This is a genomic window from Pirellulales bacterium, from assembly GCA_036267355.1.
In the GTDB taxonomy this organism is placed as follows: Bacteria; Planctomycetota; Planctomycetia; order Pirellulales; family DATAWG01; genus DATAWG01.
The window spans coordinates 1-22,554 of sequence record DATAWG010000013.1; the positions used below are offsets into that span (position 1 = coordinate 1).

The 22,554-nt window shown below is 62.1% G+C and carries 18 protein-coding genes; 14 read left to right on the top strand and 4 right to left on the bottom strand.

Going from position 1 to position 22,554, the window contains the following annotated elements; genetic code table 11:
- Window positions 1-39: 39 nt before the first annotated feature.
- Entirely contained in the window at window positions 40-1,506 is a 1,467-nt protein-coding gene (tssK, locus tag VHX65_02645; GenBank protein ID HEX3997428.1) for a type VI secretion system baseplate subunit TssK, read from the bottom strand.
- A 403-nt stretch (window positions 1,507-1,909) separates the two neighbouring features.
- Between tssK and VHX65_02650 the strand changes: the two genes are divergently transcribed.
- Both VHX65_02650 and VHX65_02655 read left to right on the top strand, forming a co-directional pair.
- Window positions 1,910-3,541, top strand: coding sequence for a hypothetical protein (locus tag VHX65_02650; protein ID HEX3997429.1), 1,632 nt, complete (start codon window positions 1,910-1,912; stop codon window positions 3,539-3,541).
- Window positions 3,542-3,786: 245 nt separating this feature from the next.
- Complete coding sequence (locus VHX65_02655; protein HEX3997430.1) at window positions 3,787-4,722, top strand: hypothetical protein; 936 nt, start codon at window positions 3,787-3,789, stop codon at window positions 4,720-4,722.
- Window positions 4,723-5,003: 281 nt separating this feature from the next.
- Here the strand turns inward: VHX65_02655 and VHX65_02660 are convergent, their stop codons facing one another.
- Window positions 5,004-6,068 (bottom strand): ThuA domain-containing protein, encoded by a 1,065-nt coding sequence (locus VHX65_02660; GenBank protein HEX3997431.1) that lies wholly within the window; start codon window positions 6,066-6,068, stop codon window positions 5,004-5,006.
- A gap of 392 nt (window positions 6,069-6,460) precedes the next feature.
- Here VHX65_02660 and VHX65_02665 point away from each other — a divergent pair, with 392 nt between their 5' ends.
- From VHX65_02665 to VHX65_02680, 4 genes are all read left to right on the top strand, one after another.
- Window positions 6,461-6,610 (top strand): hypothetical protein, encoded by a 150-nt coding sequence (locus tag VHX65_02665; GenBank protein ID HEX3997432.1) that lies wholly within the window; start codon window positions 6,461-6,463, stop codon window positions 6,608-6,610.
- A 365-nt stretch (window positions 6,611-6,975) separates the two neighbouring features.
- A complete protein-coding gene (gene egtB, locus VHX65_02670) occupies window positions 6,976-8,232 on the top strand; it encodes an ergothioneine biosynthesis protein EgtB (protein ID HEX3997433.1) in 1,257 nt (418 codons plus the stop codon).
- Between the two features lie 48 nt (window positions 8,233-8,280).
- The gene (locus tag VHX65_02675) at window positions 8,281-9,009 is read left to right on the top strand and encodes an ATP-binding cassette domain-containing protein (GenBank protein ID HEX3997434.1); all 729 of its coding nucleotides are present in this window, start codon (window positions 8,281-8,283) and stop codon (window positions 9,007-9,009) included.
- Window positions 9,006-10,544, top strand: a complete 1,539-nt coding sequence (locus VHX65_02680; protein HEX3997435.1) for a glycine betaine ABC transporter substrate-binding protein — start codon at window positions 9,006-9,008, stop codon at window positions 10,542-10,544. Before VHX65_02675 ends, VHX65_02680 begins: the two co-directional genes overlap by 4 nt.
- A gap of 58 nt (window positions 10,545-10,602) precedes the next feature.
- Here VHX65_02680 and egtD read toward each other — a convergent pair whose 3' ends face one another.
- On the bottom strand, window positions 10,603-11,568 hold the full coding sequence (gene egtD / locus VHX65_02685) for an L-histidine N(alpha)-methyltransferase (protein HEX3997436.1): 966 nt from the start codon (window positions 11,566-11,568) through the stop codon (window positions 10,603-10,605).
- 299 nt (window positions 11,569-11,867) lie between these two features.
- On the opposite strand from egtD, the gene VHX65_02690 reads away from it, so the two are divergent.
- The 4 genes from VHX65_02690 (at window position 11,868) to VHX65_02705 (ending at window position 16,242) form a co-directional block, all read left to right on the top strand.
- Window positions 11,868-12,017, top strand: coding sequence for a hypothetical protein (locus VHX65_02690; GenBank protein ID HEX3997437.1), 150 nt, complete (start codon window positions 11,868-11,870; stop codon window positions 12,015-12,017).
- 139 nt (window positions 12,018-12,156) lie between these two features.
- Complete coding sequence (gene miaB / locus VHX65_02695; GenBank protein HEX3997438.1) at window positions 12,157-13,644, top strand: tRNA (N6-isopentenyl adenosine(37)-C2)-methylthiotransferase MiaB; 1,488 nt, start codon at window positions 12,157-12,159, stop codon at window positions 13,642-13,644.
- Between the two features lie 152 nt (window positions 13,645-13,796).
- Window positions 13,797-14,489, top strand: coding sequence for an RluA family pseudouridine synthase (locus VHX65_02700; GenBank protein ID HEX3997439.1), 693 nt, complete (start codon window positions 13,797-13,799; stop codon window positions 14,487-14,489).
- 169 nt (window positions 14,490-14,658) lie between these two features.
- Window positions 14,659-16,242 carry a serine/threonine-protein kinase gene (locus VHX65_02705; protein HEX3997440.1) on the top strand — a complete coding sequence of 528 codons (1,584 nt, stop codon included), beginning with the start codon at window positions 14,659-14,661 and terminating at the stop codon, window positions 16,240-16,242.
- 40 nt (window positions 16,243-16,282) lie between these two features.
- On the opposite strand, the gene VHX65_02710 is transcribed toward VHX65_02705, so the two are convergent.
- Window positions 16,283-17,599 carry a hypothetical protein gene (locus VHX65_02710; GenBank protein HEX3997441.1) on the bottom strand — a complete coding sequence of 439 codons (1,317 nt, stop codon included), beginning with the start codon at window positions 17,597-17,599 and terminating at the stop codon, window positions 16,283-16,285.
- 280 nt (window positions 17,600-17,879) lie between these two features.
- Between VHX65_02710 and VHX65_02715 the strand changes: the two genes are divergently transcribed.
- The 4 genes from VHX65_02715 (at window position 17,880) to VHX65_02730 (ending at window position 22,214) form a co-directional block, all read left to right on the top strand.
- Window positions 17,880-18,851: a carbohydrate kinase family protein gene (locus VHX65_02715; protein HEX3997442.1), complete on the top strand. Its 972-nt coding sequence runs from the start codon at window positions 17,880-17,882 to the stop codon at window positions 18,849-18,851.
- Between the two features lie 259 nt (window positions 18,852-19,110).
- On the top strand, window positions 19,111-20,121 hold the full coding sequence (gene argC, locus VHX65_02720) for an N-acetyl-gamma-glutamyl-phosphate reductase (GenBank protein HEX3997443.1): 1,011 nt from the start codon (window positions 19,111-19,113) through the stop codon (window positions 20,119-20,121).
- A 159-nt stretch (window positions 20,122-20,280) separates the two neighbouring features.
- Entirely contained in the window at window positions 20,281-21,474 is a 1,194-nt protein-coding gene (argJ, locus tag VHX65_02725; protein HEX3997444.1) for a bifunctional glutamate N-acetyltransferase/amino-acid acetyltransferase ArgJ, read from the top strand.
- An 86-nt stretch (window positions 21,475-21,560) separates the two neighbouring features.
- A complete protein-coding gene (locus VHX65_02730) occupies window positions 21,561-22,214 on the top strand; it encodes a PEP-CTERM sorting domain-containing protein (protein HEX3997445.1) in 654 nt (217 codons plus the stop codon).
- Window positions 22,215-22,554: the final 340 nt, after the last annotated feature.

The following is a 22,554-nucleotide window of genomic DNA, read 5'->3' on the forward strand; positions in this document are numbered from 1 at the left end:
GGCTTGAGTTCGAAGTTCGCTTGCGGTTTCGCGCGCCGGCTAGCGCAGGGGCACGGCAAATAGGGCGAATTGCAAGGTCACTCGCTTGCCGCGCAGCGAGACCGACAATCGCCGCTCGCCCTGCAATCGGTCGGCATTGACGATCAGCGAATCCTTCAGCCGCATCGCCAACGTCTGCGTTTCCTGCACATCGCGCCAAGCCGGCGAATCCTTGCGATCGACTTCGTAGTAGACCCATTCGCCGCGCGAGGGCAACGCCCGAATCGTCCGATCCACGAGGCTCAATCGCAAACCCTCGGCCCGGTGCTTGAATAAAATCTCGACCTGGCGGCTGCTGCCGAATTTCCAATCCAAATGGCCGGCCGAAAGCAACTCGCGGCATTCCTGTTCGCTCAACTCACCTTTGTTGACGCCGATATACCACTGCCAATCGGAATTGAACCACTTCGGCTCGAGCGTCACCTGCATGCCCATGCCGACGCCGACGAAATAGCGCTGCTCGAATTCATAATCGCGGACGGTGTTGATCAGGCGTTCGATTCGCTGCCGGATTTGCGTGAAGATGCCGGCCAAGTCGTCGTGGTCGTAGGTGGGAATATCTTCCGTGCGGCGTTTGGGTCCGAAGATCGAAAGCCGGCCCACGATGCGGCACAATTCGGTGTAGGCCACGAACGGATGGACGCCTTGGGCAAACGCCATCACCGCCAAGGTGCTGAATGCGACGTTCAACTCGGTCAACATCATGATGCGATCGAGATCGCCCGGGTCGCGCCCTTCCAGGCCGATGCCGCGATTGCTGATCTGCAAGCTGAGCACTTCGATCTTTTGGCCGATGATGTCGTAAATCGCGCGAACGATGTCGCGCCCCAGCGGCGCCCAGGCGGTGATCGAAACGACCGGGGGAATGTAGTCGGGATCGATGCGCGGAATGGCCTGTTCTTCGCTGGCTCGACGAATCTGCGCGACCGGCAAAATTTCATAGCCCGACAAATCTTGCGACGACAGCAACAAGCGCGCATTCAGCGCCCGGACCTGGATGGTTTGATCCTCGCCGCCGCGGCTTTCATCTTGCGTCGAATGCTCGGTTTCCACATACCGAGAATGATCGGTCTGGCCTGGATATCCGACATTCGCGCGGCCGATTTGCAGCTTCGGCACGGCCAGATAAACCTTGATCGTCGATTCGCGCCCAAAGGCCTCGGCCAGGTCGACTTTGCCCTGATTCGCGGGCATCAGTGTCGGCTTCAAATCGAGCCGATCGGGTTCGTTGCCCGACTCGAGGCTCACCAGCGTGCCGTCGGGCATGCGGGCCTTGAGTGAATGGATCTGAAACTGATGGTTCGCCAGCGCTTCCTTGCTGTATTCGAGCGTTGTCAGGCCGTAGTTATAGGGATGATCCCATTGCTCGGATGTTTGAACCAGCTCGGTCCAATAGCGATCCGCGGCTTGAAAATGTTGAGGGCGGAGAAAGAGCCCTTCGTACCAATGAATAGGCAAATTCCGCATGCTTGAATCGCTCGCAAAGACACGTCGGCCGGCAGGCTGGGAAAAGAAAATCCCGCGAATACAAAAATGGTAGCAGTGGCGACGGAAGTTGTAAACATGAGCGGCGGATTGGTGCAGACGAGTGCAGCGGCTAGATGGCACGATTGCACGCATTGCCAGCAACGCGCGAAACCGCAAGCAGCGGATCGTGTTGCGCGGGTGCGTGAACGCGACTCGTGCGAGCGGGATCGCCGGAGACCGCGGGCTGCCCAACTTTCTACTGTCTAGTGGATTGTTGGGCGTGCAAGCTGCTAGCAATGCTGCGCGCCGGAATTCTTTACCATAATGAGTCAATCGCAGTAACCGTTAAAGCCGATACAAGCCGCGAGACCTTCCTAGTTTTCGCCCCCGTTGAGTTGAATTTGTGGCGCGAGTCTGCCAAAACCATTGGGCGAGCATCTTGTTCGCGGCGGCAATTTGCGCTGCCGCGGCGACATGCGCTGATGCGCAAGAATTCGCACCCTTCGCTGGACCCGTAAGAACACCGATCGTCGTTGGATTGCCGGCGCCGGCGGCAGGGCCGGCGGGCGAGTTGGTCGTGCAACCGAATGTGAGCACCAACGGGCCGCTTCCGCCGGGTATTCAACCATTTCAGCAACCGAGGCTGGGTCCCGCGAATGCCGGCCCCGTTGCCGCTCCGGCGAACGCGAACGTGCCTCCCGCGGGAAGCAGCATCTTCACGCGGCAATCGCCCGGCGTCGTTCCAGCGAGCGCGTCGATGTTGCAACTGGCTCCGCCACAACTCGCGCCGCCGCAAATCGCGCCGCCGCAATCGGCGCCACCGGTGCCGCTTTCGCAGTTGCCGGATTTTCAAATCCGCGCCGCTCAAATGCCGGCGGCGCAACCGCCGTCGTCGCCGGCGCCAGCCCTGCAACCTCCGACGGCGCAAATGCTGCTTGCCCGCCAGCCCGCCCCGATGCCTCCAGGGCCAATGACTGCGGCGCCGGCCGGGCCCTCGGAAGAATTGCCGCCCGGCAGCGTGCCGGGCGCGACGGCCCCGAGCGTGCTCGATGGTCCTGGCGGCATCGCCCAACCGATTTTTGCCCAGACGCTGAGCTCGGGTTGCGGGTGCGGATGCGGCGGCGGGTGCGGCGGATCGGATGGCGATGGCCACAAAGGCACATGGTACGGCTTCGGCGATGCCAAGCCTTGTCAGGATGGCGGCGGCGGACTGGGACACGAACGCGTGATGTTCGCGCTATTCGACATGGACAGCTCGCAGCCCGAAAGCGATCTGCGCTTTCAATTCAACGCCGTTTACCATGAAAAAGATCCGGATCGGGCGGAATTCTTCTGGGCCGAGACCGGCATCCTCGGTCCGAAATTGCCCGAGCCCTTTGTCAATTGGCAATCGGTCGACACGTCGTTGGAGCTTGCTTCCGGCAAGTCGTTTTCGCTAACGACCGAAATCCCGCTGGTGCTTGTGGATCCGATCAATAATCCGAACACGGCGGGTCTGGGCGACATGTCGATCACGACCAAGACCGTGCTACTGAACGGCACCGACTGGCAGATCACGCAATATTTCCGCACGTATATGCCCACCGGCGATGCCATGAAGGGACTCGGCGACGGCCACGTTTCGCTCGAGCCGGGATTTCTGTTTCAATACAGATGGAGCCCGGAAACCTACTACCACGGCGAACTGAAATATTGGTTTCCGATCGGCGGCGATCCGGCGTTTGGCGGACAGGTGCTGCGGTATGGCTTCGGCATCAGCCACTTGCTTTATGAGAACGACACATTTGCCGCCATTCCAACGCTCGAATTCGTCGGCTGGACCGTGTTCGACGGCATGCAAACCTCGCCGCAGGGCATTCCGCAGATGATCGACACGATGGGCATTTTCAACATCGAGCCGGGAATTCGCTTCGCCAGCGACACCGGCGGCGACTTGGGCGTCATCGATTGGGGTGTGCATGCCTCGTTCGCCGTGACGCCCAACCGCTGGTACAACTCGGCGCTGATGCTCGAGATTCGGTTCTTGTTCCAGTAGCCGCTGGCATTCCGTCTCGGCGGGCCGCGAAGTGGTCGGGCACATCTTTCGGCGTTGCCTTCCGCTGTGCTCCAGGCGCGAGGGACCGAAAAATGAGCCAGAGCCCGGGGCCCCCAGTGCAGCCGCGCGAATCGCTCTAGACCGATTCGCGAAAACTGCTATTCTCCGGCTCTCATCTACGCTACCCCGTTGCGCGCGATTGCCGCGCCGGCGGTCGAGCATGTCCGGCGGAAAGGAGTCTGCCGATGAAACGGCCATTCGGGCCGCTGATTGCGATATTCGCGCTGGCCGGCTGCCAACAGCCGGGCCCCGCTGTCGATCCGTTTTTATATCGATCGACGATTCCGCCGCCGGGCACCTCGATCTCCGCGCCGCCGATGGTGACGCCGGGCCCGCAGCCCTATTACAACGTTCCGCCGGCGTCCGCTTCGCCCGCGCCCTATTCGGCTGGAACGGCTCCGCCGCTGGTGCAGCCGGCGCCGGCGGTGCCTGCGCCCGCTCCGGTGGTTCCGGCATTGCCGCCGCGAAACTTTCCGCAGCGCGGCGGCTTCGACTTCCCACAAAGCTCGATCGGCCCGCCGCCGACGAGTGGACTAAGCGCCGCTGCAAACGCTGCCTCAAGCGGCAGCACAACGGGTTCCGTCGCCGTTGCCGCCCCCCAACCTTCGGTAATCCGCATCGTCGAACCGCGGGCCCAGCAAACGCCCGCGCTCGCGACCGGTAGTTCGGCTCAAACGGTCGTTACATCCGGCATGCCAACAAATCCGGCGCCGGCCGCATCCGGCTCGGCGTCCGCGGCGGTCGCCAGCGCGCCTCCGGCGGTCCTACCGGCCTCGGCCGCGATGCCGATTCCGACAACATCGGCGGCATCCGCGATTCCGTCCGCCGTGAGCGTGAATTATCCGGGCGATCATCCCGGCCTGACCTACGGCTACGATCCCGGATATGCCGCACTTCGCGGCAAACTAGACTACTCGGTCACTGCGCGGCTGTGGCGGCTTCGCTATTTGCCCCCCGATGGTCCGATCGATGAATACGGCGGCAACGTCGTCATCGGCGATAGTCGCCAAGTAAACGGCTTCGAGCCGGGCGACTTCGTAACCGTCCAAGGCACTCTGTCGCCGCCGTCGACCACCGGCGGCTCGGCGACATACGCGGTCACGCGCATCAAGCGCCAGTAAATTCTCGCGCCGATCGACGGAATTCTGCCCTTGTCCGGCAAAGTAGCAGGCACGCTCCGTGTGCCGTCCGCACTGCTATGTGCGCACGGCGCCGCGCGGGGCGGACGGCACACGCACTGTGCCTGCTACGGTGACGGCCGTTTCCATGTCGGCGGCGTCGCAAGCGGTCTCTTCCAGCCCTGTGCCACTTGCTTTGCCAGGCAGAGGCAGTGGCACACGAAGATAGGCTCGTCTCAAAACACTTCAACATGCTGCTAAGCATCGGGCCGCATGGCGCAAGCTCACGGTTTGTCGACCCACTGCTGCAGTTGCTCGATCGTCGTTCCCTTCTTGAACGGCGTCGGACCGCCGACCAGATCGACGTCGGCCTTGGCGGGAATCTTGTCTTCCAGGCCGGTGGTCCAATAGGCCGCATTGACGATCATCCGGCGCAGCGCGGCGCTTTTGATCAGATCGTCGGCACTGCCCATCGTGGTCGTGAACACACGCCCCGTTTTTCCTTCGACGAGCGAATACGTTCGCGTCCATGCGATCGGCATCATCGGATTGTTGAGCTTGCCGGCAACGGGTTTGCCACTGGGCTTGCCGCCGTCGATCACCTCGCCGAGCAGCAGAGTTTTGCAATTTGGCAACAGCGGCAGCCGGACACCATAGACGCCGGTGCTGCCCCAGATTTCGCCGTCGGCGATGCCGCGAAGGATCGGATCGTCCGCGGCTCCCTTGGCGAACAGGCCGCGCGTGCTCGTGCTGCCATTGGGAGCATGATGCGTGATCCAGGTTTCGCCCAACACCTGCCGGCCGAAGCCGCCCTCGAAATTCGGATCCTTGTTGTCCCAACTGAATTTCTTGTAGATGCTGTGGCTATTGTGCGGATAGGCAAACGAATGCGTTCCGGTCCGCATGCCGATCGCCGGCCGGCCGGAATCGAGATAGTCGACGATGTGCTTCATCTGCTCATCGGTGGGCGTGGTGAACCGCGCGAGAATGACCAACAGATCGGCGTGGTCGAGGGCCTCGGTGCCGGGAAGATTGTTGCCCGTGTTCGGATCGATCTCGCCGGCCTTGTTCACCGTAAAGAGCACCGTGCAATCGAAGCCATGATGCGTGGCCAGGATACGGGCCAGAATCGGCAGGCCGATTTCCGGATTGTATTCGTTGGCCCCGGTGATGAAAACGATGCGTTTCCCCTTGCCCGGCCCTGCCTTGCCGGGGATCGTCAAAGATTGCTTGCCGTCTTTTTCCGGCGGCTTGATATGGTCGGCCGATGCATTTTGGGCAAGGCAAAAGCAGGCGGCCAGCGACACGGCGGCGAGCACGCGGACGAACGAACTGTGAGATTTCATCATCATGGCACCGGAGGAGGGTGGGGCGGGGTGGGAGGCGCGGCAGGATAGCCGCAGTGTAACTGGCAGCCTTCGGCAAAGAAAGCACCATGCGTGAACGGGCTGCCGACTGCCACCGCGGGCTGTTCCAGACCTGCTCAGTAGCGTGCCGCGCGCGAAAGGGCCCAGCAGCGCCTCGCCGAACTCGCCGCTCTGATATTGGGTCAGCGCAGGACCGGCTCAACCTCTAGTGGGATCGGCAGCTCCACGCGATCGACATAGCACCAGGCCCACCGCTCGCCAGGCTCGAACGACGCCATCACGGGATGGTGCGTTTGATGGAAGTGACCTGTTGCGTGGCGGCCCGGTGAACTGTCGCAACAGCCGACGTGACCACAGTGCAAACACAGCCGCAGATGAACCCACTCGGTGCCGAGTTTCAAGCACTCTTCACAACCGGCGGCATTCGGCCGAACCGGTTTCACCTCAGCCAAATGATGGCAAGCCATAGCGAACTCCAAAAGAAATCGATTTCGCTCGTGGTGGGCCGCATGGACTACTTCTGACCAGCCGCCATCGTCGCGGAATGCGGTTACGCTTTCCGAACGCCGGCGGCCATTATTCTGCCCCTTCCACGACCGGCCGTCGAGGCCGCCCGGATTCTGGTAGTGGCACCGTTTGCCGTACCACTTCGCTCGATTGCAATGGCTGGCGAGACGGTGCCGACGACCGCTACAATGCCCTGGCGGGGCGGGCTCGAGCAACGTTGGCCCGGCCGCGGCGACCGGAGCTTAATCCGGATCGTCGATTCAAGGCGTGTTGTCGCCCCAGGTAACTGGGTTGCTGCTCCGGCCGATGGCGCTAAAACCTTTGCTTCCCAAGGCGGACGCCGACGGTTCCCGTCGCCCGCTTCTTCGACCCGAGGGAGACGATGAGTGGTGAGATAGCCAGCCGGTTTCTGGCGACGCGGCGATTTACCGAGCAGATCTGTCGCCCGCTGGAAATCGAAGACTTCGTCGTGCAGGCCATGCCGGACGCCAGTCCCACGCGGTGGCACTTGGCGCATTCGACGTGGTTCTTCGAAACGTTCGTGCTCGCCCGATGGCAGGCAGGCTATCAACCGTTCTCGGCCGATTTTCAATATCTCTTCAACTCGTATTACAACAGCCTCGGCGAGCAGTTCCCCCGGAACCAGCGTGGGCTGTTGACGCGGCCGACCGTCGCGGAAGTGTTCGCCTACCGGCGGGCCGTCGACGAGCGGATGAACGAATTGCTGGCAAGCCGCGAGGATGCGGAACTGTCGCAGGTCGTCGAGCTCGGAATCCAACACGAGCAGCAGCATCAGGAATTGATTTTGACCGACCTCAAATATCTGCTTAGCTGCAACCCGCTCGCGCCCGTCTATCGAGAATCGGGCATCGAGCGGCCGGACCAGCCGGGGCAAAACGCCCGCTGGAAATCGTTTCCGGGCGGCATCGTCTCGATTGGATACGGCGGCCAAAAATTTTCCTTCGACAACGAACGACCGCGGCATCAGGTTTTGCTTCAGCCGTTCGAGCTGAGCGATCGGCTCGTCACTTGTGGCGAGTATTTGGAATTCATGAACGACGGCGGGTATCGACGGCCGGAATTCTGGCTGTCGCTCGGCTGGTCGACGAAGCGCGAGCAAGCGTGGGTGGGGCCTCTGTATTGGACGGAGCGCGACGGCCAGTGGCACGCGTTCACATTGAGCGGCATTCGGCCGGTCCGGCTGCACGAACCGGTGGTGCATGTCAGCTATTTCGAGGCCGATGCCTTTGCCCGATGGCGCGGGGCGAGGTTGCCGAGCGAAGCCGAATGGGAACACGCCGCGGCGGAATTGCCGATCGACGGAAGTTTCGCTGAAAGAGAGCATTTCCATCCCGTCGAGGGAGGCGCATTGCGCCACGGACTAGCCCAATTGTTTGGCGAGGTCTGGCAGTGGACGCAGAGTCCGTACACGCCCTATCCAGGGTATGCGCCGCCGGCCGGTGCGCTCGGCGAATACAACGGCAAGTTCATGTGCAATCAGTATGTGCTCCGCGGCGGATCGTGCGTTACGCCGGCGAGTCACATCAGGGCGACGTATCGCAATTTCTTTCCGCCCGAGGCGCGCTGGCAATTCAGCGGCATTCGCCTGGCGAGCGATTCTGCCGGTGGAGTTAAATAGTTCGATCCGCGATTTGTTGGGTGGCACTGAGTCCGATCGGAAATTTGGATGCTGCAATTTGCCGGCGTTTCGAAGGCCTATGGAGGCAAAACGGTCGTTGCGCCGTTCGATTTGACCGTGGAAACCGGCGAAGTCGCCGTGCTGCTCGGCCCGAGCGGTTGCGGAAAGACAACGATTTTGCGGATGGTGGCCGGACTTGTCGAGCCAACGGCCGGCGAGATCACGCTCGATGGTCTTAAACTCGGCAATCGAACGCTTGCTGAAGTGCGGCGTCGCCTCGGCTATGTCATTCAAGAGGGTGGACTGTTTCCACATTTAACCGCCGCCGCCAACGTCACGGTCATGGCCCGGCATGAGGGCTGGTCCAGGGTACGCAGCGCGAGGAGGCTGGCCGAGCTCGTCGAGATGACCCGATTTCCAGCCGATGCGCTCGATCGCTATCCGAACGAGCTTTCCGGTGGGCAGCGTCAGCGGCTGAGCTTGATGCGAGCGCTTTTTTTGAGCCCGCGGGTGCCATTGCTCGATGAGCCGCTGGGAGCGCTCGATCCGATGATTCGCGCCGGACTGCAGCGCGATTTGAAAGGGGTGTTCGAGCGCAGCGGCGCAACCGTGCTGCTCGTGACGCACGATCTGGTTGAGGCGAGCTGGTTTGCCGATCGGGTCTGCGTGCTCGAATCCGGACGGATCGCGCAGCAGGGCACATTCGCCGATATCGTCGAGCGGCCGGCCAGCGAATTCGTTCGCGAGTTCGTCAACTCGCAGGTGGTGGCCAGTTGAAGCACGCGGCGATTTATAAGTGGTCGGTGCTGGCCGTCGTGCTTCTGGCGGCTGGCGTTGTTCCGTTGCCGCGCCGCGGCGCGCAAGTGCGCATCGGCTCGAAGAAATTCACCGAGTCGGTAATCCTCGGCGAAACATTGCGATTGCTGGCGGCACACGACGGCCTCGACGCGGTTCATTATCGCGAATTTGGTGGCACCCGCATCGTTTTCGATGCACTCGAAGCAGGCCAGATCGATGTCTACCCGGAATATACCGGCACGATTGTCCATGAAATACTGGCTGGCAAGAATCTCGCGGACGAAGAAGCCATCGGTCGCGAGCTTCACACGCGCGGCTTGGCGATGTCGAAATCGCTTGGCTTTAGCAATACCTATGCGATTGCGCTCACCAAGAAACGTGCCGCCGAACTCGGAATCGCAAAGATTTCCGATCTGAAGCGCTATCCAGAGCTGAAGCTGGCGCTAACACACGAGTTTCTCGATCGCAGCGACGGCTGGCCGGCGCTGGCAAAGCGTTACGACTTGCCGCAACGCGATGTCGTCGGGGTCGACCACGATCTCGCGTATCCGCAACTTCTGGCAGGCGAAGTCGACGCGATCGATGTCTATTCGACCGATGCGATGATCCACCGCGGCGATCTGGCGGTGTTGAAAGACGATCTGAAATTCTTTCCGCGATACGATGCGGTGTGGCTCTATCGTCTGGAAGCGGTCGATCGCTACCCTCGCTTGCTCGCGGCGATTCGCCAACTCGAAGGTGCAATCTCGGAACCGACCATGCGAAAGCTAAACGATTCGGTCGAATCGCGCGAGCGGTCGGAATCGCAGGCTGCCGCCGATTTTCTGCGCACGAAGCTCGGAGTGAACGCCGAGGCGGAGCGAACTTCGTGGGCAACGATGGTTCTGACCCGCGTCGGCGAGCATCTCGATCTGGTGCGCCGCTCGCTGCTGCCGGCGATCGTGGCGGGAATCGCGCTGGGCATCTTCTGCCAGCGGCGTCGACGAATTGGCAGCGTGGTCTTGGCGGCGGTGGGACTTCTGCAAACGATTCCGTCGCTGGCGCTACTGGTGCTGTTGTTGCCGGTCGTGGCGGCGCTCGGATATGCGAGCATCGGCGAGGGATCGGTCACGGCGGTGATCGCGCTGTTTGCCTACTGCCTGCTTCCCATCGTGCGGAACACGTTCACGGGGCTCGACGGCATTCCCCGCGGGACCGTCGAATCGGCGACGGTATTAGGGCTCGGCCCGCCGTCGAAGCTGGCCGAAATTGAATTGCCGATCGCGCTGCCGACCATCCTCGCCGGAATTCGCACGGCCGCCGTGCAAAACGTCGGCTTCGCGACCCTCGGCGCGATCATCGGCGCGGGGGGCCTCGGCCAGCCGATTTTAAGCGGCATTCGGCTCAACGATGTGCCGTTGATCTTATCCGGGGCCATACCCGCGGCCTTGCTCGCGCTTGTATTGCAGTTCGCGATCGACGGCTTGGAATGGGCCGTGGTGCCGCGGGGGCTTAGAGGAGATTCATTGCGGTGACATCCTGTGAACAATCCGCACCCAAGCCGGCGAGCCGTATCCGGCGCGCAGTGCTCCGCTACTCGATTGCCAGGTGCAGCACCGCGAAATTCCGCGGGCGATCGATCCATTCGCGGTGCAACACCAATCCGGTCGGAGCGGCCATCGCGGCAAACTCCTCAACCGAGTATTTGTGTGAATATTCCGTGCGAATCGCTTCTCCGCATTTGAAATCAAAGCTGCGGCCGGCGACGATCACACGCTGGTCGCAGCGGCTGACCAGGTCGATTTCCACGCGGCCAAGCTCGGCATTGTAGACCGCGCGGTGCTGAAATTGATCGAGGCAGAAATTGCCGTCGAGCTCGCGATTGATTCGTTGCAGAAGATTGAGATTGAACTGGGCGGTGATGCCGAGCGCGTCGTTATACGCGGCTTCGATTTTCGCGGGATCCTTCTTGAGATCGATGCCGATCAATAGTCCGCCCCCCGTGCCGCACATGTTCGCGACCGCGCGCAGCAGTTCGACGGCCCGATCCGGCATGAAATTGCCGATGGTCGAACCGGGAAAATAAACTGCCGCATGCGACGTCCTGCGGCGCGGCGTGGGAAGTTCGAACGAAGCGGTAAAGTCGGCGCACACCGGCAGAATCTCGATGCGCGGATAATCGGTGGTCAGTTCCGCGGCCGTTTGCTCCAATTGTTCGCCGGAGATGTCCACCGGCACATAGGCCACCGGCTCCGACAGCGCGTCGAGCAAATAGCGTGTTTTTACGCTGCTGCCGCTGCCGTATTCGATCAACATCGCGCCGGAGCCGATTTGTTCGCCCATCTCCGACGCTGATTCGTGCATAATTGCCAGTTCGGAACGGGTCAAATAGTATTCGTCGAGAACGCAGATTCGCTCAAAGAGCGCCGATCCTCTTTGGTCGTAAAAGTATTTGCACGGAAGCTCTTTGGCGGGCGCATCGAGCCCCGCGACCACGTCGCGCAAGAACTCGGGGTGGGCACGAAACGCTCGCCCCGCAAGCGTGGGGGATGGCGGCATCTTTCGAATCCTTCCCTTAGGCGTTTGGTGGGGAACGGCTGGCAACAAATTCGAGGGGGGGCAACCCATGCTAGCAAAGTGCATGCCAACGGCGGCAATCGATTCGTCGTCGGTTCGATTTTCAGTGCGGTGCCGGCGATCGCCGTCTTCGCTTGGAGCGATGCGATTGAGCCCCCTGCGCTCGGCTTTCAGCCACGACGGCGAAGCGGCCGCTCTATGTTCGGCCGTCGCTTGTGGCTAGAATTTGGGTCTGACTTTGCGGCAATGGAACCGCGGCAACGGATTGCGGAGGAGCGACCATGGAATGGGGTTGGCCGGACATCGCCCTGCTTTTCGCCGCGGCGTATATCGCGGTGACGACGCTCGTCCGGCTCATGACACGGCGGCGAAATAAGTTGCTCGACGATCTGAGCGGCGACGTGCAGCAGCACAAACGCAAAGCCGGCTAAGGGATCGGCAACACCGCAGGCCTTCGGTCCGCGCGGATCAAAAGTGCCGTTGCCGAAGGTCCCTCTTTCCCTTGCGGGAGCGGGGCGGGGTGAGGGGTTCGAAAAACGGGAGTTATCCTTCGGCCGCTAAAATGTTCGCATGACCAAAAAACTCTATATCGAAACCGTCGGCTGCCAGATGAACGTGCTCGATAGCGAACTCGTCGTGGCGGCGCTGCGCAAAGACGGTTACGAATTGGTCGATCATCCCTCAAGGGCCGACGCCATCCTGTTCAACACGTGCAGCGTCCGCCAACACGCGGAAGATAAAATCTATAGCGCGCTCGGCCGGCTGCGTAATGCCAAGCAGCAGCATCCCGAGCGAATCATCGGCGTGCTTGGATGCATGGCCCAGAAAGATCAACGATTGATCTTCGAGCGGGCTCCGTTTGTCGATCTCGTGGTTGGGCCCGGGCAACTGCACCAGATTCCGCGATTGCTGGCCGAGATCTCCGCCGGCAGCGGGCCGCGAATAGAAGTCAGCCTCGACCGCAAGACCGGCAATCGCGACGAAATCGAGCGCAGCTTCGAAAGTTACGATCCCGATCGCGATCCGGCGATGCGCCCGTCGCCGTATCAGGCGTTTGTCCGCATCCAGATCGGTTGCGATAAATTTTGCACCTACTGCATCGTTCCCACGGTTCGCGGACCGGAACAGGGGCGCGATCCGCGGCACATCTTGGCCGAGGCCCAAAAATTGGCCGACGAAGGTTGCCGCGAAATCACCCTGCTTGGGCAAACCGTAAACAGCTACCGCCACACCGACGGCGGCCGCACCACGCGACTGGCCGAATTGCTCTACCAACTGCACGACATTCCGGGTCTCGCTCGGTTGAAATTCGTCACGAATTATCCGAAGGACATGACCGACGATCTGCTGGCCGCGGTGCGCGATTTGCCGAAGTGCTCGCCCTATTTGCACGTGCCGGCGCAGAGCGGCTCGAACAGCGTGCTGCGGCGAATGAAGCGTGGCTACACGGTCGAAGAATATCGCGAAATGCTCGCTCGCGTTCGGGCGACCGTGCCAGGCTCGGCGGTCACCAGCGATTTTATCGTCGGCTTCTGCGGCGAAACGGAGGCCGATTTCGAGCAAACGGTCGAATTGGTCCGTGAGTCGCGATTCAAGAACAGCTTCGTATTCAAATACAGCCCGCGCCCCGGCACGAAAGGGGCCGACTTATATGCCGATGATGTTCCGGAAGACGTGAAGCGCCGGCGGAACAACGATCTCCTCGCCCTCCAAGACCGGATCAGCGAAGAAGACAATTCCGCGCTGATCGGCCGCGAAGTGGAAGTCTTGGTCGAAGGGCCCAGCAAGCTGAGCCGAAAACAGGCCCGGCTGGCGGCAGATCGCTCGACCGGGAGCGCGGCGGCAGAAGGACTGCAAACGATTTCGGAAAGCGGGCTGGCGCCGGCTCCGTTGCAATTGACCGGCCGCACCCGCTGCGACCGGATCGTCGTGTTCGACGGCAATCCCCGGCAGATCGGCCAGTTGCTGAAAGTCGCGGTCTACGATGCCGACGCGTTCACGTTGTTCGCCGCGGTGGTGACACATCATCTCGGCCCCGAAGTTTATCAGCTGGCGTGACGCCAACGCAGAAGCCCAGGGAAGGCCAGCGACACGCCGCCCAGTGGCAAACGCTCTCCGGGCCTTCCCTGGGCTTAGGCACGCACGCAATGATTTACGTGCGAAACCGCAAGCGATGGTAACACGCGTTCGTTCCATCGAACCCCGATCGCATGCCGCCCGATCCTGCGCTTCAAATCTTGCTCGAAGACAATCATCTGCTGGTGGTCAACAAGCCGGCGGGGATGGCGACCATGGGCGTCGCCGCCGGTGAGCCGAGCGTTCTCGCATCGGCTCGGCAATACATCAAGCATCGCTATGCCAAGCCCGGGAATGTGTATCTGGGCGTCGTCAGCCGATTGGATGCGCCGGTGTCGGGCGTGCTGTTGTTTGCTCGCACCTCGAAGGCTGCCGCCCGGCTGAGCGAGCAATTTCGCAGCCGCTCGGTCGAAAAGACCTACTGGGCGATTGTCGATGGCGACAATTTTCCGCCGACCGGGCAACTCGAGGATCGATTAGTTAAAGACGAGCCGCAGCGGCGAATGCGCCGCGTCGATCCAGACGATTCCGACGGCTTGTCGGCCACGCTCGAATTCCGCCGGCTGCGCCGGCTATCCGCGGGATGGTTGGTCGAAATCGTGCCGCACACGGGGCGGAAGCACCAAATCCGCGTCCAATTCGCCGACCGCGGCTGGCCAATCCTCGGCGATGCCAAATATGGCTCGACTCTCCGTTTTCCCGCCGGGATCGCGTTGCATTCCCGCCGGCTGGCGTTCGACCATCCGATCTCGAAGAAGCGGATCGAGCTTACTGCCGCCGTTCCCGCCGCGTGGACGAAATACGGCGTCGCTCGAGATTCGCCCTGAGCGGCAATCGAAAGCCCGCAGCGCGAGCAAGGAAGATCGCCTGTCGGTCCTTCGTCCCTCGATTATGCGGCCGCACGGTTTCGCCGAAATCGCGAACCGATTCGGCCCCAAGCTCGTCCAAAGCTTGGCGCATCCCGCGCCGGTGAACTATCGTGGATGGATTGACCGCGTGTCCGCCATCGGCGAGCGATACGCCGGTTGTTGCCTTTTTCTTTCCAGCGGGTCTGCGATGTATCCACCGGGTCGGGTCCATTTCGGTGAATGCGCGCTGGCCAGCGGCTTGGTCACGACTGCCGACATCGAACAAGCCCGGGCCGAGCTGCGCGCTGCGGGAATCGGAAGTGCCGTTTCGCCGGCAACCGAAATAGCACCGGCCGAAAAAGTGCCCGTCGAGAAAGCGGCCGACCAGGGGAGCTCGATCGGCAACAGCGGCGCTGAGAAAGCTGCCGGAAAAAGTTCGATCGGAAAGGACTCTGCCGAGGTCGGCATCGGTGATCGGCAATTGGCCGACAAACTGATCGAGATGGGACGGCTCAATTCATATCAAGCCGATCAATTGCTCAATGGCCGCACCAAGCTCAGTCTTGGCCCCTATCGCATTCTCGATTCGATCGCCCAAGGCGGGATGGGGCAAGTGTTCAAGGCCGAGCATTCGATGATGGGGCGGGTCGTCGCGGTGAAGGTGTTGCCGCGCAGCAAGTCGACCCCCGAGGCCATCAAAAGCTTCACACGCGAAATCCGCGTGCAAGCCAAGCTCGACCACGAAAACCTGGTGCGCGCCTTCGACGCCGGCCACGACGGCAACGTGTACTTCCTCGTCACCGAATACATCCCCGGAACCGATCTGCGGCGCTACGTTCGCAACCGCGGCAAACTGAACATGCACGAAGCGGCGACGATCATCTCCCAAGCCGCCGCCGGACTGCAACATGCCCACGAGCTGGGGCTGATCCATCGCGATGTGAAGCCGGGCAATATCCTTGTTACCCCCGATGGGCAAAGCAAACTCTCCGATCTCGGCTTGGCCGGTTGGCTCAACGACGGCGAAGACAGCCTGCACCCGGGCAAGACCGTTGGCACGGCCGATTATCTGCCTCCCGAACAGATCATGTCGCCCGGGGCCATCACGCCGGCCGGCGACATCTATTCCCTCGGCTGCACGCTGTATTACGCCGTCACGGGCAAGGTGCCCTACCCGGGCGGCACGACCCGCGAAAAGGCCCATCGCCATTGCACCGATACGGCCTTGCATCCGCGAATCTTCAACCCCACGCTTAGCGATCCGTTTGTCGAAGTGCTCGCGGCGATGATGGAGCGCGATCCGAAGGAGCGGATTCAATCGGCCCAAGAAGTGATCCGGCGATTGCGCCCCTGGGCCGGCGATGCCGTGCCGGCGCCCGACGAACCGGACGAAACGGCGGGCGTTCCGCCGCGGCCGAATTCGCCCTTGCCGATCGCCGAGGAACTCGAAGACACGGCGGCAAATTTCGTCGATCCGATCCTGATTACCGAAGCCGACGCTCCGAGCCAAGCATCGCAGCGAACCGATCCGGTCGCGTCGGCCGAACAAGAAACGCTGCCGGAAGTCGTGTTGCACCGTCTGACCCGGCTCGGCGCACGGGTGCGGAGCCAATTGGGCGAAACGTCGCAAGAGGTTTCGGCCTTGGTTTTGGCGTTGGCTATTTTGGCGCCGATTGCCCTGGTGGGCGTGATTTGGTTGATCGTCGTGCTGCTAAAAAGCCTCGGCGGCTAGAGCCGACCGGCCGTTGCCGGGCGGCCATCCTGCGGCCGGTCTATTTCGGCTGCCCCGTCGGCAGCGGCACGTTGCGAAATACGTACTGCACATTGCGCGAATCGCGCACGCGCGGATATGCCAGCCGCAACGCTTTCGGTGCGTTGTGCGAAAAATCGCCGCCAAACGTCAGCCGCATCTGCGCGCCGCCTTCCGTCATTCCGCTGGATTGGTTGTGCAAATGCATCGCCTGTCCCGCCGCATCCAAAAGCTCAACCTTGTATTCTTCGAACAACACTTCTTGCGGCTCGGGCATCGGGCCGTCGCGGGCAACCAGCAACGTGATTTCCATTCGATTGTCGTCGTGTCGCTCGACACGTTCGATCGTGGCTTCGATATCGTCCTGCCGATGCGCTGTGCGCGAAGTGAGATCGTCGATCGCGAGCGTCGCCGGCTCGCCGACGGCGATCATCGCCCATTGCACGACGAGCCGGTCGAGCCGCCCGGCCGCGATCGGCGGCGGATTCAGCTTGAGCCGCGCCGTCAGTTGCCGCTCGGCGTGCCCCAAAACGTTCCAGCTATTGGCGCCGATCGCGGGCGAGGTGACATGCGCGCCGGTGTCGGTCGTGGCTTCGACCAATTCCGGCATCCCGCGGGCCGCGACTGGTTGAAACCGGTCTTCCCAGCGCAGGTTCAATTCCATCTCGAAGGAGTTCGACTGCTCGGCATGCCGATCGGAGAAGTGCAATTTCTCGCTGAAGCTGCGAGTCGCTTCCGTGATTTGCGCTCGCAAGGGCCCCGCGTAGGCGGTCGGAAATTGTCCGGGCGAGCCGGCGATGATCGCGGCACCGCGATGCTCCAATTGAAAATCGCTGCGCACTTGGTTGCCGGTTTGCCGGCAAATGTCGTCAACGACCGGCCAGAACTCGCCGGCCGGATAATCGAGATCGACCTTGGCTTCGTGAAACGAACCGTAAGGAGCGCCGAGCGCCAGATGATTGCCGGATTGCTCGGCAACCGTGGCGAACACTTGCGAAGCCGGCTGGCCGCGGCTGGTGCAGGAAACGCGGCCGGGGAGCCAAAGATCGTCGGCCCGAAACCGCTTCAGCAATTCGGTTGCCCGCAGGCGGATTTCGGCATCGCCCGAATGTGCGGCCGCTTCAAGAGCCCCGCGGCATTCGGGGCCGAGTTTAGCCAAGGCCTCGCCCGCTTCCGCGCGATCGCGATACGACTCCGAGCCGAGACCGCGAACGAGCCCTGCGATGCGGATTTCGCCGTCGTTCGGCGAAGATTGGGCCCGGGCCGATGGCGCGGCCACGAGGAAAAGAATACCCGCCGCGGGGAGAATTGCCTCGGCAGCGAAAGAACGAAATCGCATCGATTGCCCGGGGGTTGTATCCCGCGCCGCCGGTTGCTAGAACCAACTCGCGATGGCTCGATCGGCGCTGTGGCGCGGCGGCTCTCCATGTGCCGTGAGTCGGCGAGGCAAAAACCGCGGAACATTAGCCCCCCTCGCAAACCACGTCAATATAAAATGGGGGGAATTGCCACCCAAAAGGCTCAAGCCCAGGGAAGGCTCCCGCCGTTTTCACCACTCGCTACCCGCTCTCCAAGCCTTCCCTGGGCGTTGCGAAATCCTCAACAGGCACCTCATCCGCGTGGACATCGACTGCCTCAGCGCCGGAATCCTCGTCGCCGACCATCTCTGTGCGCCGCTTCCGCGCCTCCCCCGCTCCGGCGAACTCGTGATCTCCGCTCGGCTGCCCTTGGCGATCGGCGGATGCGCCGCGAATGTGGCCATCGATCTGACACGCGTCGGCGTCCGCACGGCTGTTGCCGGCTGCGTCGGCCGCGATCCGTTCGGGCGGTTCATCATCGACACGCTCGCGGCCCACGGCATCGATCCATCGGCAATCCGCACAATGGAGGGCGTTGAAACATCCGGGTCGCTGATCATTAATGTCATCGGCGACGACCGCCGGTTCATCCACTGCCCCGGCGCCAATGCGGTGCTGCAGGCCGCCGATATTTCGATCGAGCAAATTCGCCGGGCCAAAGTCTTTTATATCGGCGGATATCTGTTGATGCCGGCGCTCGAACGGCCGGATGGCCTTGCGGCGCTGTTCCGCGAGGCTCGTCGCTCGGGCGTCGTTACGGTGCTGGATGTCGTGGTGCCCGATGTCGTCGTGCCCGGCGGCGGCGACCATTGGAGCCGATTGGCTCCCGTGCTGGCGGAAACCGACGTCTTTCTGCCGAACGACGACGAGGCAAAGCTAATCACCGGCCTCGACGATCCGCTAGCCCAGGCCGAGCGATTTCGCGCCGCCGGCGCGCGCACGGTCGTAATCACGCAGGGCTTGCATGGCGCAACGCTTGTGGCCGACAAACTCCGATTGCGCTCCGGTGTCTATCCAACCGAGTTCGTCGGCGCCACCGGTTCCGGCGACGCCTTCGACGCGGGCTATATCGTCGGCTTGCTCGCCGGCTGCGATCCGCTGGGCTGCCTGAAATGGGGCGCCGCGCTTGGCGCCAGTTGCGTCCGTTCGCTAAGCGCCACGGAAAGCGTTTTCAACCGCGGCGAGGCCGAAGATTTCATGAAATGGCACGATTTGCCCATCGCCGTTTTGTGAGAACCTTGCGCCGTGTCGTTTGTCATGGACCATTTCATCCGCGTTGCAATCGGTTCGTAAATTGATTCCGAACGCTGTGCTCACAAACGCTCAAAGGGGCCGGTCGTGCTTAGCACGAGGGCGACTAACCGCGTGCGTGTGCTAACCTCTAACCCTCATCCTTGCTGGCGCTGCGGGCTCGCATCCCCTCCCGGCTGCAACTCCCGAGGCGTATACTGCTGCCTCCGGACCACATCCACCAACCCAATCCATCACGCCCATGACACGCGTTGCCATTCTCGGCGCTACCGGTTACACCGCGCTGGAACTGATCAAGCTGCTGTTGCGGCATCCCGAAGTGGAAATCACCACGCTCACCAGCCGGCAGGAAGGAACTCCGCACATCGCGTCGGTCCATCCCTCCCTCACCGGCCGGATCGATTTGCCGCTGGAAGATTTGGGGGCCGTGGCCGTGGCGTCGCGGGCCGACTGTGTGTTCAGTTGCCTGCCGCACGGGGCGTCGGCCACAGTCGTTCCGCAATTGCTTTCCGCCGGCGCTCGGGTCGTCGATTTCAGCGCCGACTACCGGCTCGACAGCGCGGCCGATTATGCCGAGTGGTATGGCATCAAGCATCCCGATCCAGAGCGCGTCGGCAAGGTTGTCTACGGCCTGCCCGAGCTGTTTCGCGATTCTATCGGGAGCGCCCAATTGGTTGCCAATCCGGGCTGCTATCCGACGTCGGCAATTCTGGCCCTCGTGCCGTTGCTCAAAGCCGGGCTGGTCGAGCCGGATGACATCATCCTCGATTCGAAAAGCGGCGTCAGCGGCGCCGGCCGAACGCCAAAACTGACGAGCCATTTTCCCGAGTGCAACGAAAGCATCTCGGCCTACAGCGTCGGCCGGCATCGCCACATGCCCGAGATCGACCAGATCGTTCGCCGCGGCAGCGGAAAAGAAGTGACGGTGATTTTCACGCCGCATCTCGTGCCGATGGACCGCGGCATTCTCACCACAGCCTATTCCCGCCCGATCGGCGAGGCGAGCGAAGAACGGCTCTTCGAAGCGTTCCGCGATTTCTACGCGGAAGAGCCGTTCGTGCGCGTGGTGAGCCATTTGCCCGGCTCGAAAGACACCTCGGACACGAATTTCTGCGACATCACCGTGCGCGTCGTCCGCGGCCGAGTGCTGACGATCAGTTGCCTCGACAATTTGATCAAGGGCGCCGCCGGCGCAGCGGTGCAGAATTTCAATCTGATGTATGGTTACCCGGAAACGACGGCCCTAATGTAGCTAACGTACTGGCACGCTCCCTGTGCCGTCTGCCCCGCTCGTGCGCCATGCACTGCGTAGCGCAGACGGCACACGAAGCGTGCCTGCTACGTTGGTTGCGGCTTCGCCGCAGCACCCTCTCCCCTTGCGGGACGACCACCGAACAAAAAGGCCTCTCCGATGTCGATTCGCGTGCCGGAAGGGTTTCGCCTGGCGGGAATGCATTGCGGGTTGAAGCGCAATAAGACGCGCGAAGATTTGACATTGGTCGTGTCCGATCTTCCCGCGGCGGCCGCCGGCGTTTACACCAGCAATCTCGTGTTCGCCGCGCCGGTGGAACTCGATCGCTCGCGAACGCCCGGCAGCGGTTTCCGAGCCGTCGCGATCAACTCCGGCAACGCCAACGCTTGCACCGGCGAGCGCGGCCTCGCCGACGCGCGCGAAATGGCCCGATTGGCAGCAGCCACGTGCGGCGCCGGGGCCGAGCAAGCGCTCGTGATGTCGACCGGCATCATCGGCGAGTTCCTGCCGATCGAAAAAATCCGCGCCGGACTGGCGACCATCGCGGGGCAGCTAGGCCGCGATGAAGACTCGCTCGTGGCCGCGGCCCGTGGAATGATGACGACCGATACGGTTCACAAACTATCCGGCCGCAGCATTGCATTGTCCGGCCGCACGATCCATCTTGCCGGGATGTGCAAGGGAGCGGCGATGATCGCCCCGCGGATGGGCACGATGCTGGGCCTGGTGCTCACCGATGCCCCGCTCTCGCCCGCGGCCGCCCAACAATCGCTCTCGGCCGTGATCGACGACACATTCAATTGCATCAGCATCGACGGCCACATGAGCACGAACGACACCGTGCTCCTTTTGGCCAACGGCGCCGCGGGCGGCGCACCGCTGGAAGGAGCCGATCTGGCCGCTTTTCAAACCGCCTTGCACGAGGTGTGCGGCGAATTGGCCCGCGCAATTCCCGCCGACGGCGAAGGGGCAAAGCATTTGGTGACCATCGATGTCACGGGCTGTGCCACGCGGGAATCCGCGCGCCAAATCGCCCGCACCGTGGCCGACAGCGCACTTGTCAAAACGGCAATCGCCGGTGCAGACCCGAATTGGGGGCGCATCGTATCGGCAGCCGGTTATGCCGGCGTGCCGTTCGATCCAACCAAGGTCGAGCTGCACGTCAACGGCTTCTTGCTCTACCAACATGCCGCGCCGACATCCTTCGACGCCGCCGCCGTTTCCGCCTCGATGCGCGATCATCGAGACACCCAGATCGTGCTGAATTTTTCCGAAGGAAGCGAGCGAATCCATTTCTGGACCACCGATCTGACGGAAGAATACGTGCGGCTCAACGCCGATTATCACACGTAGGACCATCTGCCGGTTGACGCCGATGCCGGTCCCAATTATGGTGGGAAGCGGCGGGGGCTTTTCCATTTGTTTCGAGGATTTCGCTGATGCTACGATTGCGTTGCGGGGTATTGATTGCGTCGATCGTCGGTTTTTGGTCGCTCGGGACAAATGCGAAGGCTGACTTTATCGTCAACGGCGACTTCTCGTCGCCAACCACCGATTTCTGGACCGGGTTCAATGCTGGAGACAACACCGACATTCCCGGTTGGACCGTCGACACTTCGCCAGGCGGCGGCGTCCAAGTGCTCGCGGCAAACGTCAGCGGCCCCGGTAATGGCTATGGCTTCCCGACAGTGCCGGTAGCCGGCGAGCAGGGATTGCAACTTCTGAATGACAGCCTTGGCGGCCTGACACAAACCATCACCGGCCTAACGCCCGGCGATTACACGATCGACTTCTACATCGGCGCGCGAAACGCCGGCGATTCTTCCGTCAGCCTGTTTCTTGATGGCAGCGCGACTCCGATCGGAACCTACACCGCTGTCGGCGACGGCAATTCCGGGTCGTATCTCCCTGAATCGCTGACCTATGACGAGACAGGCACGTCGCTCACGCTCGATTTCCAAGGCGTCTCGGGAACGCCCATGTTGCAGAACGTCTCAGTCACCCCAGCCTCTGTCCCCGAACCCGCCTCGCTCCTCCTGTTCAGCCTCGGCGCGATCGGTGTCGGTTTCGCCACATGCCGGCGCCGCGGCTAATTGGCCGCCCCGTGTTTCGAACTCTCTCATCGCGTCGCAAGCGACCGTGGTGAACGCCGACGAATCCTTCGGCATTCCGTCATTCGTGCTTCGTCATTCTTTCGACATGCGACATTAGAAATCGTCATTGCCCCGATTTTCTGTTGGAATTCGAGCCACGCTTTGTGGCATGCTACTCGCAGACGACTCGGCTCGAGGCACTTGAGACGGACGACGCGGGAGAAGGCCACAGGCGACAGGCTACAGGACGAAGCATGTCCGCCTCCGGCGGACGTGCCCTGCTTACCTGAAGCCTGTAGCCTCTTCCGCACCACGCGGCGCCGGCGGCTGGTTCTTGTCC

What these genes read in the sequence shown, in the direction of transcription:
- tssK (HEX3997428.1), bottom strand. Translation starts at nt 1,506, where the DNA reads ATGCGGAATTTGCCTATTCATTGGTACGAAGGGCTCTTTCTCCGCCCT.
- VHX65_02655 (HEX3997430.1), top strand. Translation starts at nt 3,787, where the DNA reads ATGAAACGGCCATTCGGGCCGCTGATTGCGATATTCGCGCTGGCCGGC.
- VHX65_02660 (HEX3997431.1), bottom strand. Translation starts at nt 6,068, where the DNA reads ATGATGAAATCTCACAGTTCGTTCGTCCGCGTGCTCGCCGCCGTGTCG.
- VHX65_02665 (HEX3997432.1), top strand. Translation starts at nt 6,461, where the DNA reads ATGAACCCACTCGGTGCCGAGTTTCAAGCACTCTTCACAACCGGCGGC.
- egtB (HEX3997433.1), top strand. Translation starts at nt 6,976, where the DNA reads ATGAGTGGTGAGATAGCCAGCCGGTTTCTGGCGACGCGGCGATTTACC.
- VHX65_02675 (HEX3997434.1), top strand. Translation starts at nt 8,281, where the DNA reads ATGCTGCAATTTGCCGGCGTTTCGAAGGCCTATGGAGGCAAAACGGTC.
- egtD (HEX3997436.1), bottom strand. Translation starts at nt 11,568, where the DNA reads ATGCCGCCATCCCCCACGCTTGCGGGGCGAGCGTTTCGTGCCCACCCC.
- VHX65_02690 (HEX3997437.1), top strand. Translation starts at nt 11,868, where the DNA reads ATGGAATGGGGTTGGCCGGACATCGCCCTGCTTTTCGCCGCGGCGTAT.
- miaB (HEX3997438.1), top strand. Translation starts at nt 12,157, where the DNA reads ATGACCAAAAAACTCTATATCGAAACCGTCGGCTGCCAGATGAACGTG.
- VHX65_02700 (HEX3997439.1), top strand. Translation starts at nt 13,797, where the DNA reads ATGCCGCCCGATCCTGCGCTTCAAATCTTGCTCGAAGACAATCATCTG.
- VHX65_02710 (HEX3997441.1), bottom strand. Translation starts at nt 17,599, where the DNA reads ATGCGATTTCGTTCTTTCGCTGCCGAGGCAATTCTCCCCGCGGCGGGT.
- argC (HEX3997443.1), top strand. Translation starts at nt 19,111, where the DNA reads ATGACACGCGTTGCCATTCTCGGCGCTACCGGTTACACCGCGCTGGAA.
- argJ (HEX3997444.1), top strand. Translation starts at nt 20,281, where the DNA reads ATGTCGATTCGCGTGCCGGAAGGGTTTCGCCTGGCGGGAATGCATTGC.
- VHX65_02730 (HEX3997445.1), top strand. Translation starts at nt 21,561, where the DNA reads ATGCTACGATTGCGTTGCGGGGTATTGATTGCGTCGATCGTCGGTTTT.